The 14,858-nt window shown below is 40.6% G+C and carries 15 protein-coding genes and 1 pseudogene; 5 read left to right on the top strand and 11 right to left on the bottom strand.

Features of this window, described 5'->3' with window-relative positions; genetic code table 11:
- Positions 1 to 19: 19 nt before the first annotated feature.
- The 3 genes from B5771_RS02455 to B5771_RS02445 all read left to right on the top strand — a co-directional run bounded on the left by B5771_RS02455 (position 20) and on the right by B5771_RS02445 (position 1,912).
- Positions 20 to 502, top strand: a complete 483-nt coding sequence (locus B5771_RS02455) for a hypothetical protein (protein ID WP_207652671.1) — start codon at positions 20 to 22, stop codon at positions 500 to 502.
- A 32-nt stretch (positions 503 to 534) separates the two neighbouring features.
- The gene (locus B5771_RS02450; RefSeq protein WP_242966707.1) at positions 535 to 1,278 is read left to right on the top strand and encodes a hypothetical protein; all 744 of its coding nucleotides are present in this window, start codon (positions 535 to 537) and stop codon (positions 1,276 to 1,278) included.
- Between the two features lie 178 nt (positions 1,279 to 1,456).
- Positions 1,457 to 1,912, top strand: coding sequence for a hypothetical protein (locus tag B5771_RS02445; RefSeq protein WP_088186089.1), 456 nt, complete (start codon positions 1,457 to 1,459; stop codon positions 1,910 to 1,912).
- A gap of 366 nt (positions 1,913 to 2,278) precedes the next feature.
- On the opposite strand, the gene B5771_RS02440 is transcribed toward B5771_RS02445, so the two are convergent.
- The gene (locus B5771_RS02440; RefSeq protein WP_088186088.1) at positions 2,279 to 2,437 is read right to left on the bottom strand and encodes an aspartyl-phosphate phosphatase Spo0E family protein; all 159 of its coding nucleotides are present in this window, start codon (positions 2,435 to 2,437) and stop codon (positions 2,279 to 2,281) included.
- A gap of 523 nt (positions 2,438 to 2,960) precedes the next feature.
- Here B5771_RS02440 and B5771_RS24650 point away from each other — a divergent pair.
- Positions 2,961 to 3,116, top strand: a complete 156-nt coding sequence (locus tag B5771_RS24650; protein ID WP_242966706.1) for a hypothetical protein — start codon at positions 2,961 to 2,963, stop codon at positions 3,114 to 3,116.
- A 119-nt stretch (positions 3,117 to 3,235) separates the two neighbouring features.
- On the opposite strand, the gene B5771_RS02430 is transcribed toward B5771_RS24650, so the two are convergent.
- The 5 genes from B5771_RS02430 to B5771_RS02405 form a co-directional block, all read right to left on the bottom strand.
- Positions 3,236 to 4,957: a methyl-accepting chemotaxis protein gene (locus tag B5771_RS02430; protein ID WP_088186087.1), complete on the bottom strand. Its 1,722-nt coding sequence runs from the start codon at positions 4,955 to 4,957 to the stop codon at positions 3,236 to 3,238.
- 650 nt (positions 4,958 to 5,607) lie between these two features.
- A complete protein-coding gene (locus B5771_RS24510) occupies positions 5,608 to 5,889 on the bottom strand; it encodes a methyl-accepting chemotaxis protein (RefSeq protein WP_088186086.1) in 282 nt (93 codons plus the stop codon).
- Between the two features lie 65 nt (positions 5,890 to 5,954).
- Positions 5,955 to 6,359 (bottom strand): secondary thiamine-phosphate synthase enzyme YjbQ, encoded by a 405-nt coding sequence (locus B5771_RS02415; RefSeq protein ID WP_088186085.1) that lies wholly within the window; start codon positions 6,357 to 6,359, stop codon positions 5,955 to 5,957.
- A gap of 507 nt (positions 6,360 to 6,866) precedes the next feature.
- On the bottom strand, positions 6,867 to 7,418 hold the full coding sequence (locus B5771_RS02410; RefSeq protein ID WP_088186084.1) for a prolyl-tRNA synthetase associated domain-containing protein: 552 nt from the start codon (positions 7,416 to 7,418) through the stop codon (positions 6,867 to 6,869).
- A gap of 349 nt (positions 7,419 to 7,767) precedes the next feature.
- The gene (locus B5771_RS02405) at positions 7,768 to 8,346 is read right to left on the bottom strand and encodes a TetR/AcrR family transcriptional regulator (protein WP_088186083.1); all 579 of its coding nucleotides are present in this window, start codon (positions 8,344 to 8,346) and stop codon (positions 7,768 to 7,770) included.
- A gap of 145 nt (positions 8,347 to 8,491) precedes the next feature.
- Between B5771_RS02405 and B5771_RS02400 the strand changes: the two genes are divergently transcribed.
- Positions 8,492 to 9,373, top strand: coding sequence for an NAD(P)H-binding protein (locus tag B5771_RS02400; RefSeq protein WP_088186082.1), 882 nt, complete (start codon positions 8,492 to 8,494; stop codon positions 9,371 to 9,373).
- Between the two features lie 291 nt (positions 9,374 to 9,664).
- Here the strand turns inward: B5771_RS02400 and B5771_RS02395 are convergent, their stop codons facing one another.
- The 5 genes and pseudogenes from B5771_RS02395 to B5771_RS02375 form a co-directional block, all read right to left on the bottom strand.
- The gene (locus tag B5771_RS02395) at positions 9,665 to 9,994 is read right to left on the bottom strand and encodes a tRNA-binding protein (protein ID WP_088186081.1); all 330 of its coding nucleotides are present in this window, start codon (positions 9,992 to 9,994) and stop codon (positions 9,665 to 9,667) included.
- 412 nt (positions 9,995 to 10,406) lie between these two features.
- A pseudogene (locus tag B5771_RS02390) lies at positions 10,407 to 10,654 on the bottom strand (NAD-dependent malic enzyme); the annotation flags it as partial.
- Between the two features lie 85 nt (positions 10,655 to 10,739).
- Positions 10,740 to 11,999 carry an MFS transporter gene (locus tag B5771_RS02385; RefSeq protein ID WP_047810636.1) on the bottom strand — a complete coding sequence of 420 codons (1,260 nt, stop codon included), beginning with the start codon at positions 11,997 to 11,999 and terminating at the stop codon, positions 10,740 to 10,742.
- Between the two features lie 224 nt (positions 12,000 to 12,223).
- Positions 12,224 to 12,907 carry a response regulator gene (locus tag B5771_RS02380; protein WP_088186080.1) on the bottom strand — a complete coding sequence of 228 codons (684 nt, stop codon included), beginning with the start codon at positions 12,905 to 12,907 and terminating at the stop codon, positions 12,224 to 12,226.
- Positions 12,900 to 14,483 carry a sensor histidine kinase gene (locus B5771_RS02375; RefSeq protein WP_088186079.1) on the bottom strand — a complete coding sequence of 528 codons (1,584 nt, stop codon included), beginning with the start codon at positions 14,481 to 14,483 and terminating at the stop codon, positions 12,900 to 12,902. The genes B5771_RS02380 and B5771_RS02375 overlap by 8 nt, the downstream gene beginning before the upstream one ends.
- Between the last annotated feature and the right edge of the window lie 375 nt (positions 14,484 to 14,858).

The following is a 14,858-nucleotide window of genomic DNA, read 5'->3' as shown; positions in this document are numbered from 1 at the left end:
ACGAAGTGGAGGTGTTTTAATGGATGATGATTTGGATAATGAAGTAATACAGCAGCCTTCAATAGTAGATGAATGCCATAAACACGATCATTGTCCGACAACCGTTCATGAAACAGTTTGTGTTAAAGCAAAGGTTACAATTACTCCAGATATAAAAGTCCATGATATAAAATATTTCTGCAGCAATGACCCAATTATATGGGATTGTGAAGAAATGAAAGAAGGCACTGACTCGTGTACTTTTGAGGTAGGACAGAAGATTTGTGTTGAAATTCCTCTAACATTTTCCGCTAACGCAAAAGTTGATCCTTTGGGAATAGTTTGCGGCTCACCAGAAAAGGGGAAATGTCACCCCAAGCCCCCATGCATTGATAATAATCCTATATTAGACACTCAGGTAAAAAGTAACTTCATTTTAAATCAGGTAATCGTTATTTTAAATCGAAGCTTGAAAAAATTCTTTGATAAAAATAGCCTTCAAAATCAATCAAAGAAAGGATAATTTAGATGGCACCTTGTGGTTGTAAAGATTCAATGACTAAACTTGCATTTTCATTTGGAAGAAGCCTTGCCCGAGTAGGCCAAATTGCTCAATGCCCCGCAACAGTTCATGAGACAGTATGTGTTCAAGCTGATGTAACCATTACGCCCAGCGTAGTAGTAGGCGATGTAGAATCGTTTTGCGTAGGCGACCCAATTATTGGAGCATGTCCGGGAACTCCCTCCCCTACAGGAACGTGCACCTTCACCGTAAGCCAGAACATTTGTGTTGAAATTCCACTGACATTCTCTGCAGGGGCTACTGCAGTACCAAGTGGTATTGTATGCGGCAAGGCACAAATAGGGCAATGTGTCCCTCCGAGTTTCACATGTTGTGAATTTATCATGGCAACTCAGGGAACGACAGATAGTGGTACCAAACTAAAAAGTTTATCAATTCAACTCTGTGGGCCTGCAGGTCAATGTTCACCACAAGGTAATCACATCAATATCGAGTTTCCAGCTAGTGGTCCAAATTTTGAAATTAACCTTGAAGAAATGATAAGCATGCAGTGTGATACTCCTAGTTCTGGCTTGATCACAGTTACTGCACAAGCAATTTTTAATAATGGAGCAGGTAACTCTGAACTTGCAAATTTCACATTTGTTTTTGATTCAACAAATAATACCGTCCACATCACTGCAACTAGTGTTGCAAGTGGCAATACGCTTCTGGATACAACCATTACGCTTACTGGTAACGTTCATTTTGAACCATGCGTTCCTTCAATAAGTTAATTCATGAAGAATTTTGTCACAGCTTGACATCGGAATATATTAAAAAGCCGCTCAATTAGCGGCTTTTATGTTCTCACGTACCTACACACGGTTGACCTAGCTGAGATCTTGCATATAAAAATACAGATTGTTACACATTAAATTAACCAAACGTGCTAAAAGGAGGTGATTATACTTAATGCCAAAAGACAGATTTATTGCAGGAGGTATCGCAGGACTTGTGGCAAGCGTTACCTGTGACATTGTGGGGATTATCTATAAATCATTAGGATGGACCGATAGAACTTTTAACGATTACGCGACAATTATACTTACGTATCAAGTTTATTCCAATGAAGGAGTCTTTGGTCTAATCCTTTCAATAATTAGCCATGTAGCAGTATGTATAATCCTTGGTGTCATTTTTGCTTACCTGATAAAGTTTACATCCAGTAATTATTTATATATCAAGGGATTAGGTTATAGTTTAGTAATCTGGTTATTACTTAATACATTCGGAACATTACTTAATCTTCCTCTATTCCGAAAAATGCCTTTGAACGCCGCATATGCAACCCTATCTACAGCCCTAATATACGGGTTGATGGTTGCTTTGACTCTAAGGCTTATCGATAAAAAGATGCATATACTGTAGTACTGAAAGGAAACAACATATGCCTACATATTTTGTATATCCAATATACACAATTGTTATTTTTCTACTTACATACGCAATTGTGCCCAGACAGGAAATACGTTATCTAATACGCTATGGAATTGTGTCCTCTTTTCAAACATCCTACAGAACCTTGGAATCTTTAAGTGGAACTGGGGAACTATTATTGTCCCCTCAATTATTTATCTTTTTTGGCATATAGCTGTTACGTGAATATACATTAAAACTCGTTCAAAAAGTTAAAAGCGCATATCTGCCCTTATGAAGCTGCTTCTTACTTTGTTTCAGAAATGGACTATGCCCCCACCGAAAGTGAGGGCATGCTTTTATAAAACTATTCTCAACTTAAGCAACATTTCTCATGCTGTAATATGCATTTAAAAATAAATCGAGTCTCTGGCTAAGTTGAATAACTTCAGGGTCGACGAGTGGTTTATTTGACCCCAAAGTATTTAATTTTCCTCGTAAAATCTCAATAGACTTCAGTATTTCTACAGCACTCATTCATCGTCTCACTCCAAATGGTAGATTTAGGCATTATCTTAACACAATTGCTATTATATTCCGGGGGTTGATTAGAATCAATGAATCCGACAATATCTTTCATCTTATCATATTTAAGAAAAATCATGAAACGATATTAAAATTTTATTGTTTTTTGTACTGAATTTCATCCCCTGAATCCTTTGATGCGAAAGATCCCTGTTAAGCCCAAAACAGAATCTTTTCCTCTCTCAAGAGAAAGGATTTCAGTACCTTATGAAGAATATTCTTATTATGTAAAATATGCCGCTTATTCCCTAAATCATAGTACCGATTAGAAAAGAAATAGCTCACCCAATAAGGAGTATCTAAGAAATCTTTTGTCATTAATATGATAAACACGAAAGAGAGTTGGATGCCTTTTGAAACAGAGTTCTTTACTAGTGGTTGATGACAATCCGGGAATTCGAATACTTTTAGAAGACCTCTTTTCCTCTAAGGTTACAAAGTAGGCACAGCTGCTTCGGGACTTGAAGCCTTAGAATTGGCAAAAAAACAGTTACCAGATCTAATAATATCGGACATCAAAATGCCTGGTATTAGCGACATCGAGCTTCGGGAGAGATTACTTAGTTTTAATCGGAACCTTTTTTCCATGTATAACTATTATGCCGCCCAGCAAGGGCGGCATTTATTTTGACAAAGTTTCTCAAACATTCTCAGTGAATATTATAGAATTTCGATCTCCTATCAACCAAATGACATTAAAATACAGATCAAATACTTTAGTTATCTCTTCTCAAATTTCTATTTCCATAGTTATACTTTAAATTTCCCAACCAATTCACTTAACTTCTCTGCCAATTGTGCCTGAGACTGAGCAGCTAAATTCACTTGCTCCATGGAAGTAGTTGTTTGCACTATACCAGCAGAAATCTCTTCTGAGCTGGAAGCTGATTCTTGGGCCGTTGCTGTCACATTTTGAATTGCCTGGCTTATTTGGTAAACAAGTTGGCTCATAGATTCGGTAGCCAAAGTCAATTCACGCGACATCCCATCGACATATTCCGAATCTTTCTCATACTGTATGCCGGTTTGTGCATATGCTTCGTAATCTGGTTGAACCGTAGTCTCAAGAAAACCCAATAATTCTTGGGTATTATCCAGAAGATTATTAAATGCATTTTGCACCTTATTAATTACATGATTAATATTATCGACAGCCTGCTTCGACTGTTCTGCTAATTTTCGCACTTCATCAGCAACAACCGCAAAGCCCCTTCCCGCATCTCCTGCACGTGCAGCTTCAATACTTGCGTTTAACGAGAGTAAATTAGTTTGTTCCGATATTCCTCCAATGGTTTCCGCCATCAATTTTATTTCCGAAACAACCTTAGCATCTTCCAGAGCTTGCTTAATTTTAGATTCCTTTTCGCTATAGATTCTTGATGATTCATTAATTGCCAAGGAACCTCGATTCTTTACCACGCTGGCTCGTTCTTTAATCGCCATAGCATTTTTTTGACCTTCTTCAGCTTTTGCCTTCACCTGATTGGTGAATTTTAAAACTTCAGAAGTAGAAGCACTTACTTCCTCCGTGTTGGCACCAAGTTCCTCAGCACCTTGAGCGATTTGCTCGGTAGAATGTTGAACTGTCTCAATTGTGGCGGTAATTTCCTCCATGTTCGCAGACAATTCCTCAGAATGTGCATTCATTGTTTGGCAGCTATCACCGATAGCCTCAACCAGTTTTTTCATACTCAAAGTTGCTTTGTTAATTGAAACGCCAAGTTGTCCAATTTCATCATTTCCGTAGATAACTAATTGTTGTGTTAAATCCTCATTACCCAAAGCTTCGGCAAAACTCACAATATTTGAAAGCCGTTTTGACAAATTTAATGATAAAAATAGACCAATTATCACGGCTATAATTATGCTTACCCCTATTACAATTGAAAGCATAGTATAAGAATGTATATAGACATTTTGATTAATAGCTTCCTTATCATGTGCTTTACGTTCATTTAAACTCACTAATTTATTTAAGGCCGATATGGCATTGTCATTTGCAGCAAGTGCCTGTTTCAGACTTTTCCCCGCCTGATCATAACTCCCTTCGTTTAATGATTTAATCATGTTGTCTCTCTGATTTCGATAATTATCTTGATTTGTTCTAAAATCGTTATAACCCTTTTTTTCTTCAGAGGATAAGTTATTCAAATACGTCTTTTCGTAATTTTGCTCGTATACATTATTTTGAGCTTTTTGATTATTAATTTGTTGTATGTAGGTCTCTTGCTTAGATTTATCTTGATTATAATATAAAAGAATCATGGTTGAACGATTTTGAAGAAACGTAGCACGAATATCATTAAGGTCTTTAATCGATAAAAGATTATCAGTGTAAATTGAATTCCCATTTGTGTTTATCGTTTTGATGTCCTTCATTCCAATAAATCCCGCAAATCCGACTAAAAGTGTTAGAACTAAAAATCCACCGAGAAGCTTAATTTTCCATGATAAGTCATTCAGATGACGCACATGTATTCCTTCTTTCTTTGATTGAAACGAATGTATTATTATCGGTTTGCCTTCATCCTAACATGTTATCGCCGTAAATTTTGTCATATTTCGTCGATGTTATGAGATTAAATAATATATTTATTAATTAAAAATAATTTGTATCATACTTAAATTTATAATTGTCTATGCATATTCTCGTAGAATAACAAGAATCACCGTATCTTTTAATTACGGAAGCAAACCTAAGGTTTCTGAGAATTGTATTCCCTACGTGCAAAAAAGTGTGCTCTTACAAAGATGTTGTTGAAATAACGATACTGCATTAGTTTTTGACTCTTGTTCTGATGAATAAGATCTTAATTTTGTCTAAAGCCTTCCGCATGGATTCTTCTGTTGTTGTTCAAAACAAAATTACCATCAAAAAGGACAGCCTAAGCTGCCCCTATTTCCATATATCCTTCATCACTTGTTCGACTTCTGCTCTAAGTCGCTGAGTCTCTAAAATATCCACCTCATATTTACCGTTGACCTGTTTTAATACATCGCCCTCTTTGGCGTTTTGGGAAATATCTAGGGACGTTTAAGGTGGTTTTCTGTGAGAAGTATATAACTGTCCTACCATTTTGAAAAATCTCTCTGTCGATCATAAACTGATTAACAAAATTATGCTAGACATTACCCATCATGACTAACTTCTCAGCCATTTGCGTAATTTGCGATAAAGCATTTGATAGTTCTGTTGCCGCGCTGGCCTGAGATTCTGTAACTTCACTGAGTTGCTTAACTGATTCTATCAAATTATTAACCGATACCCGAACTCTAGTAAGATCTGATTCAATTTCGAGAGTTGAAATTTTCGTAGTTTCAGATAACTTCCTTATCTCATTTGCAACCACTGCAAACCCTCTACCATGTTCTCCAGCACGAGCTGCTTCAATCGACGAGTTGATACCAAGAAGACATCATTAGAGATTTCATAGCCCATTCCGCTAACTGCCATGATATTCCTCCAGAATTAGTCTTGGTGTAGAAACTTAACATAACAACTTCGCTCCCTCGGACCATCAAATTCACAAAAGTAAATCCCCTGCCACCGACCCAGGAGCAATTTTCCGTTATTAATAAGCACAGTTTGGGATGGTCCAACTGTGCTGGCTTTCAAGTGAGCAGCGGAGTTACCTTCAATGTGACAATCTTTCGGGGAATCCCAAGGGTAAATCTCATCAAGTCTCCGGAGAAAATCCTTTTGTACATCCGGATCAGCATTTTCGTTAATCGTTATTCCAGCAGTTGTATGCGGACAATAAACTACAGCAAGACCATCCTGGATATTTTGGGTAGCCACAAAGTTTTGTACTTGAGCCGTTATATCGATCATTTCGTCGTGTTTCTTTGTTTTAATATGTATCTCATGGATCATTTATGTTCTCCTATCTCTTACAGATTCATTTCATCCAACACATCTCTAAGCTTCTTTAATTCCTTTTGGAAAGTGTTACAGCATTACCCATCTTAGAATGATCTGGAGATCATATTTTCTATCACGATCTAAATCTTTCGCCGCATCATGATTATTGTTTACCTATAACCAAGATGCTGGTTTAAAACCAATCCCTCCTGTAAACCATTTGGGAATATATATAACAGCCGTTTTCTATCAAACACTGGGTTAACATCATGGATAATGCCGTGATGTTTCGTCAATCCACTGTACTACTTCCTCATCAGAAAAGGCATGTTCCCAAGCATACAAATCAGACTCCGCATCCACAACTATCCGGTTCAGTTATCCGGTCGGTAAAGGACATCCAGCAGCATTGGCTGTTTGGGATTGAGGTTAGAGAGACCTTGCTGGGGACTTAACATTAATGAGATGTTCAGCACATCAGGATCAGTTGTCATAAATAGACCCTTCAGATAACCTAACTTACAATTCCACCACTATAGGTTGATGTCCAGTATAGGGCAAAAACTTTGTAAGAAGGTCTGATGTCTTGATCTTTAAACTGGAAGTATTAACGCAAGGATGACATCCTACATATTCACTCTGAAGAACATCCTTATCAATTAGTAGTTGTACAGATTGGCTTATGTCATTCACAAGGCCTATAACACTAACTGATCCCGGTTTAATATTCAAATGCTTTTCCATATCTTCAGCCTCGGCAAAAGATAATCTAGATGACTCAATCTGTCTTGATAAATCTTTTGTCCTAAACTTCTTTCGACCTGGCATCATTAGCAGATAAAAGCTTGTTCTTTGTGAGTTGCTAAGGAACAAATTTTTACATATTTCAATTTCCAATAGTTTTTCAACCTGATCACACATCTCAATGGATGGAGTCTCATCATGGTCGAGCCTGAAATATGGAATATCAAGTCTTTCCAATAAATCGTAAACATCCATTTCTTCTTTTGATCGATTTGCTTTGTTCGGTTTCGTCTTATAAATTGTACTATCTATTTCAATGTTTTTCATAGTTTACCTCTTGTCTCCTGTTTGATCATGCCAATCCAACCAACCTTTGAAACTGTCCTTCTTTTGTAACCTTTATCAAGCATCCCCCACCTTCCCAATTCGGTGAGAACCTTTGGATAGGTGAGGACATCCCTCAGCATTGGGGGTTAGGACTCTTTACTGCAATGCAGAGTTGTCCACCAATTGACGAAATTAGCGTCCGTGACGGTTCTTGGCTTCGCCAACCGCTCTCCTCCAACTTATTCCTAATTATACCACTGAACCTCGACAAATTGTGGTTCCATTTAAAAATCCAGAGCAATACGCCCTGGATTACATTCCCCACAAAGCCGTTTCGATTATTTAGTTTTTAACACCGCTCTCGCAAGGAGGGATACTCAAAAATCAATAAAGTGAGTTTTTCATACAGTTGATAGACCACGAGCACCTGCTCTTCAAAGCCTTTCTCTGTACTTTCAATCCATTTTCTGAAAGCCATGTGAAAAATTTCAACCGCAAATCGCGCGGCAAGCTCTGACAGCTCGCTATCAAATTTGACAGACAAAGCGTTTGTGACAGACTCAATTAGCACCTGCCTTTTTAACAACTCTCGTTCCTGTAAATCAGGGTTGCTTTGAATAATTTGATTCCGAGCCAACACCCGCTCCCGCGAGCCATCAAAATAATCAGAAATCGACGCAAAGCCGTCAACCGCAAGCTTCAGCGGCTTTTGCTCGACGTCAAAATTGTCAGTGATAAAAGCCGCGACCCGCTGCCCCATCGTATTACTCGTATCAAAAAGTACGTCCGACTTATCCTTGAACTGCCGAAAAAAGGTTCGCTCCGTCACACCCGCAAGACTCGCAATCTCCTGCACCGTCGTGTTTTCATAGCCTTTTTCCATAAATAATTTCGCGGCCGCCACCTGCAATTTCTCTTTACTTTTCATTTTTTCTCATTCCTATTTTTGAAAATTTTGCAGAACCTCTTTGTCAATTTCTTACATTTTTTCTTGACAACAAAATTCGGCAAGTTTACACTAATCTCGATGTCAGTTTGTGACATTATTTTATCAAAATGAAGGTGGAAACACAATGAAAATCACAGTTCTCGACTCTCTCGGGAATATCAATCGTAACTACCTTCCACGCCTCATCGCTGACGGCCACGACGTCACTGTCATCACAAGCTCGCAAGACCGAGTCGACGCTATCCATGCCCTCGGAGCCAAAGCCGCTGTCGGTTCAAACCGCAACGTCAACTTCCTCACCGAAACATTCAAAGGCAGCGACGTCGTTTATCTCATGATTACAGGCATCAACCCGATGTCAGGAACTGATATGTGGCAGGCCGCCATCGAGCTCTCTGAAAATTACAAGGCCGCTGTGCAAAACTCAAACGTGAGAAACGTCGTCAATCTCAGCTCGATCGGCGCTGACAACCCAAAAGCCGGTATCCTTTACATGTATCATTTTATGGAAGACGTACTCAACTCGCTTGAAGGCGTTAACATTGCTCACATCCGCCCTGTTGGTTTTTACAATAACCTTTTTGCCAATATGCAAAACCTCAAAACCCAACAAGCTATCTTCAGCTCAGCTTCAGCTGACATCACGCGCGGTTGGGCCAGCCCCGTTGATATCGCGAACGTCGCTTTCGCCCTGATTTCCCACACCCCAGCGGGCAAAAGCGCGAAATTCGTCGTGAGCGACTGGGGCACAGGAAACGATTGGCTCAAGGCTCTTGCTGAAAATGATATCGAAGCCAAATACCAACAAATTCCTGTCGAAGCTCTCACTGCGAACATGAAAAAAATTGGTATCCACGAGGACACTGCCAACCGTTTCGCCCAAATGAATCGTGCCCAAGAAAACATCGACGAATTCTATGCTAACCTCCGCGCCACGGATTACCATCTTGGTAAAGTCAAACTCAAAGATTTTGCAAAAGTTTTCGCAGAAGCATATAAAAAATAAGTTTAAACAGTTGGGAGACTGTTTTAATCTGCAATTAGCGCATCCCCCAGACTCCACCTTCCCGGTTCGGTTATCCGCTAGGTAAGGACATCCTGCAGGATTGAAGGAGGTCGCTAGGTTGGTTGACGGGTGGTTGGTGTTTATGGGGATTTGGGGTGAGGGTAGCGCGGTAGAAGTGTGCGTGGGGGAGGATTTGGTGTCGGGCGAGGATGTGGCAAAAAACAAGATGATAAAGTAACTTGAGTTTATTTGTATTCGCAATTCTGAGGTGCATTTTTTTAACATTGTTCATTATCCTAATTTATCACCTTTACGAACTACTTTTTCCGGCTGAATGAGTACAACTCCTTGGTTCGCATAAACTCCTAAAACTAAGACTTCTGACATAAAATCTGCAATTTGTCTTGGAGGGAAGTTAACCACTCCTAAAACTTGTTTCCCAATAAGTTCATCTATCCTATAGCATTCGGTGATTTGAGCGCTTGATTTTTTTGTGCCGATTTCTTCACCGAAGTCTATAAATAATTTGTAAGCAGTTTTTTTTGCCTTTTCAAAGACTTCCGCCTTAATAATTTCTCCAACTCTAATATCTAATTTCATAAAATCGTCAAAAGTAGCCAAGACATGCCTGCCCCCTGATAGTTATTGTTAATATAATACAACTAAAATTACATGCCTCTAAAATAATCTTTAAAAAGTTTTCATTTTAATACAATTGCCCCTCCAATAATACACTCCCATGAAACCCATCCTACGCATCCCTCCAACTTATTCCTAATTATACCACTGTACCTCGACAAATTGTAAAAATCCAGAGCAACACGCCCTGGATTACATTCCCACAAAGCCATTTAGATTATTTGGTTTTTAACCCCGCTCTCGCAGGTAGGGATTTTAAGTCTTCCCCAAGCAATGGAGGCCTGCAAACACAACCACTTAAACCTAATTTTATTTAACTGCAATTTTTCTGAGTTGGATGCTAAGAAAAGTTTATGATTTCTAATAGATTGGAAACATGCACCGCAACTCCACTGTCCTCAATTTCGAAACAAGCAGGTCCTGCAATATCCTCAAGATTAATTCCGCCAAAGGTAGGTTCCAAAAGCTTTACGGTTTCGACCACTTTGTCAACACGATGGCTACTGTATTTCCCCTATTTGTATATACATTAACCAAAGACCGTTCTTGGGCAATTTCTTTACAAGGTTCGGCAACTCCGGGAGAATAGGCAAGACTCAAATCACGGGCATCCTTAACGGTTATTTTGCCTTGTATCGCTATTTTCCCCCGGTTGTCGCTGTGAAGCTTTAAGGCTTCTTCTCTTAGATTATGATTTTAATTTCAACCTACAGAAAGGAGTGCTGAATCAAGCCGCAGAAGCTTGGCTCTCCTCTTGTACTTTTGACCCCGGAAGCATGGTGTAGTAGATAATCGCACCGACAAAAGCCAGGATGCCTGCCAGGATCAAAGCGCTGTTGAAGGAGTGGGTAGCCTGAACGAGTATACCGGTAACTGTTGGGGCTAGGAAACCGCCAACATTTCCGCCAAAGTTTTGGATTGAAGCAACGGAAGCGGCCTGACCTGCGGGAGCAATTTCCGAAGCAGCGGCCCATGCGGCTCCGTTTGAGAACATGACTCCAAATTCAGAAATTGTCAAAAGAGTTAGAGCCATCGAGGCAGAACCTGCGAATACCGCTGGGATAATGGCCATGGCAAGAATGAGACCCAGGCTCATGGCGATCTTTCGGCCGTTCGGTGTCTTGCGCACCCAGACGTCTGAGGTTCTTCCGCCAAGGAAGGCGCTGATCGTACCGGCAATGAACGGTATCATCCCGTAAATACCGGAATGCAGAAGGGTCATATGGCGGGCCTGCACGAGGTAGGTCGGAAGCCAAGTGACAAAAACAAACATGATATAGAGCTGACAAGCATAGCCGAGCATCAGACCCCAGGTCGACACTTTCTTAAACAATTGTATCCAGGGTACGCGGGGCTGTTCCTGCACCGTTGTGATGTCGGCGTCAATTAAAGCATTTTCAGCCTCATTGACTCGCTTGTTGTCTTTTCGGTCACGGTAGAGAACAAGCCAGAAAAAGAGCCAGATAAAACCAAGTGCACCGGTGATGATGAAGGACATTTGCCAGCCAAAAGAGCTCACAATCCATGCAACAAGAGGGAGTGCTATAGCGGAGCCCATGTTAACTCCGGCTGTAAAAAATCCGGTGGCGATCCCTCTCTGCCGCCGAGGTATCCAGTCTGCAGCCGTCTTTGTCGCTGCCGGAAAAGCAGGGGCTTCGCCGACACCCAAGATTAAGCGGAAGATGTAGATCGATCCGAAGGAAGTACCCAAAGCGGTCGCCATGGAGGCGAGAGACCAAATGATGACAGACCAGATATATGTCATCCTGGTTCCAATTTTGTCAATGAAAACACCGATCGGCATTTGCAGGAGCGCATAAGTTATGAGAAAAGCTGATGAAATGGCGCCCATGGCCGCAGGTGTCCAGGATAACTGTTTGGCAATGACCGGAAGTGCAACTGATAAGTTGGTTCGGTCGAGATAATTAATCGTCGTCGCGAAGAATAACAGGGTTATGACTTCCCAACGCACTTTTGTCGGTTTCATTATAGATCCCCTCCCAATTCATTCTCATGTTAGAATTGAACCAACGGCAAACCTGAGTTGCGTAAACTAAAGTTAACCTCCTTTTTAGATAATAAACGCAACTTCATATTAGCCGAAAATGGGGACCATTGACAATATTCTGCAAATTAAGACTTATTTTTGCAGATTAAGAATTTTAAGTTCTTTTTGCTCTTACAAACTTTATCTCCATAAAGGACATTATCTCAGAACTCCTTGAGTTTGAATTTATGCTGAGGACGGCCGACTTTTCCATACTCGATCAAAAGCTCTAATTTTTCTTCGCGTTCCATGACGTCAAGATATTTGCGGACAGAGGCCCGCGCCATTCCTAAATATTCCGCTAACTCATCTGCAGTGAAATACTCTTCGCCGTTGTGGGCAATATGGTCCCAAATTCGCTGGTAAGTATATTTGCTCAAACCCTTTTCCAAGGGCTTGTCCGTTTCAACTTCCGCTCTCCCGGTTAGAACATAACGGTCCAAGGCTTCCTGTTCTATAAAAATACTGTTTTGCAAGCTTTCGGCCCACTCTTTGTATTGCTGCATTGCATCTTTGAAACGTTCAAAGGTGAAAGGCTTGATCAGATAATCGACAGCCCCATAACGAAAGGCTTCCTGCACACTCTCGCTGCGTTTGTCGGCTGTGATCAGAATGACATCGATGTGGATTTCTTGGCTGCGCAGCCACTTCAGAAAGTCAATACCGTTTTCTTTCGGGAGGAATAAATCGAGCAGGATCAAGTTGATCTTTTCCTTTTGAACATACTCACGGGCTTCCGCCAAATTTGCTGCCGCACCCACCAAGTTAAAGCCGGAAACTTTCTTGAGAAATTTTGTGTTCACATGGCTTACCATAGGATCATCTTCTACGATCAAAACATCAAACATTTATGTCCCTCCCCTTGAGGGGCACTGAGATGTGCCATGATGTCCCACGGTCAACCTTAAAGCGAATAGTGCCCCTCGCATCATCAATAATTTTTTTCACGATATACATACCGTAACCACGCTGCCCAGATTTGCTGGACATACCCAAGTTGTATATGTATGGCTGAACGGATTCGGGGATGCCAGAGCCGTTGTCCGCAACCGTAATATTGAGAATATCATCTTCCTCATCAAGCTTTACATAGACTTCTCCGCTACCGTCACTCTCAACAGCATCGAAAGCATTCTCAATCAGATTTCCAAGTACAGAACACAAATCATCGGCAGTTAGCGCTTGAGGAAGTTCGGATAGGCTGCAATTGGGGTCAATCTTCAGCTTTATCCTAGACTCTTCCGCCTTATTGTATTTGGCGAAGAGCAGCGCTGAGACGGAAACATTTTTGATCTTTCTTGTCAGAATACCGCTAACATTGTTTCTCGCCTTGGCCGTGCTGGAAATATAGTCAACGGCTTCATCGTATTCTTCCATCTGGATCAAGGCAGAGATCGTGTGCAGTTTGTTCATAAACTCATGATTTTGTGCCCTCAGTGACCAAGCCATTTTCTTAATGCCTGTAAGCTCTTCAGCCATCTTTTTAACTGTGGTCAGATCACGAAAATTGATCACAGCACCCATGACTCGGTTTTTTTCATCGATGAGGGGACTATATTTGCATACGATCGTAAGTCCTGGTTTGATTCTGATTTCCACATCCTCCAGCAACTGCCCAAGGGATAGAGGACCCTGCTGTACGTCCCTGAAGATGAATTCAAAGACGTTCTTTCCTTTGTCACTTTCATTTAGATCCAAGATGATAGCAGCTTGTTTGTTATACAAAGTGATTTTTCCCTTGTCATCGACGGCGACAATTCCCTCTTTGACATTTCCCAAAACAACCTCCCTCTCCTTGAGGGCTAAAGCAATCTCTTCCGGTTCCATCCCAAAAATTGTATTCTTAATACTGAACGACAGGACAGTAGCGCCAATCCCTCCGAGAAAAAGGCCAAATACGATGAACGGCAAAAAACGCAGCAGCGCTTTGTACACGTCAGTATCGAGTTCCGTCAATAGTATACCCACAGATACGGCTCCGATTTGATGGCCGTTTTTATAAATTGGGGCAAACGCACGCAACGATGTTCCCAGCGTTCCATGAGCCTCAGAAACATATTCCTGCCCTGATGTCAGGACTCTTTTTTCATCTCCGCCCTGAAATTTTTCTCCAATTCTTGTTTCAACTGGATGGGAATAGCGGATTCCTTTCATATTCATAACGACAATGAAGGCGACACCGGTTTTCGCTCGGATCGTTTCTATCTGCTCATTAAAAGCATTTTCCGTTAAGGTGCTCTTCCCTTGTAGAAAGTCCTGAACTTCAGAAAAATTGGCAACAGAATTAGAAATATTTAAGAGATTTCTGCTAACCTGATTTTTTACTAGACTTCTCATTTGATAGACTGATAAAATCATGATACTTCCAATTGATACGGATAAGATGACGAGAATATAGATGCTGATTTTACGTTGCAATCGCATTAGGTTCCCTCCGCAAAAAATGAGGTTATCTGAAATTCCTTGAGTTTTGTGTCAATTATACCACTGTACCCGACAAATTGTTGTTCTCCATTTAAAAATCCAGAGCAACACGTCCTGGACTACATTCCCCGCAAAGCCGTTTAAATTATTTGGCTTTTGACCCCGCTCTCGCAGGTGGGAGGTTTACCCTATTTTTTTGGGAAGTTGGAAAATCGACTCTACTGTAAGTTCCTATTTATCTCTCTCAATTAAGATTTTGTACTTCCTTTCATTCCTCTTCCAATCAAACATACCTAATCCTAATCCCCCTATAAAAAGAAATGCAACACCAAATAGCCCTCCAACCGGAATTGCAACGCAATGCAGAAATACATG

The organism is Desulfosporosinus sp. FKA (assembly GCF_002196785.1).
Lineage (GTDB): Bacteria > Bacillota > Desulfitobacteriia > Desulfitobacteriales > Desulfitobacteriaceae > Desulfosporosinus > Desulfosporosinus acididurans.
Note: the sequence above shows the minus strand (reverse complement) of the source record. Positions and strands in the feature narration are given on the sequence as shown.

Bases quoted from the DNA above. Each gene is read 5' to 3' on its own strand.
- B5771_RS02400 (WP_088186082.1), top strand. From the start codon at position 8,492: ATGAAAATCACAGTTCTCGACTCTCTCGGGAATATCAATCGTAACTAC.
- B5771_RS02415 (WP_088186085.1), bottom strand. From the start codon at position 6,359: ATGATCCATGAGATACATATTAAAACAAAGAAACACGACGAAATGATC.
- B5771_RS02410 (WP_088186084.1), bottom strand. From the start codon at position 7,418: ATGAAAAACATTGAAATAGATAGTACAATTTATAAGACGAAACCGAAC.
- B5771_RS02380 (WP_088186080.1), bottom strand. From the start codon at position 12,907: ATGTTTGATGTTTTGATCGTAGAAGATGATCCTATGGTAAGCCATGTG.
- B5771_RS02445 (WP_088186089.1), top strand. From the start codon at position 1,457: ATGCCAAAAGACAGATTTATTGCAGGAGGTATCGCAGGACTTGTGGCA.
- B5771_RS02440 (WP_088186088.1), bottom strand. From the start codon at position 2,437: ATGAGTGCTGTAGAAATACTGAAGTCTATTGAGATTTTACGAGGAAAA.
- B5771_RS02405 (WP_088186083.1), bottom strand. From the start codon at position 8,346: ATGAAAAGTAAAGAGAAATTGCAGGTGGCGGCCGCGAAATTATTTATG.
- B5771_RS02375 (WP_088186079.1), bottom strand. From the start codon at position 14,483: ATGCGATTGCAACGTAAAATCAGCATCTATATTCTCGTCATCTTATCC.
- B5771_RS02455 (WP_207652671.1), top strand. From the start codon at position 20: ATGGATGATGATTTGGATAATGAAGTAATACAGCAGCCTTCAATAGTA.
- B5771_RS02450 (WP_242966707.1), top strand. From the start codon at position 535: ATGACTAAACTTGCATTTTCATTTGGAAGAAGCCTTGCCCGAGTAGGC.
- B5771_RS02385 (WP_047810636.1), bottom strand. From the start codon at position 11,999: ATGAAACCGACAAAAGTGCGTTGGGAAGTCATAACCCTGTTATTCTTC.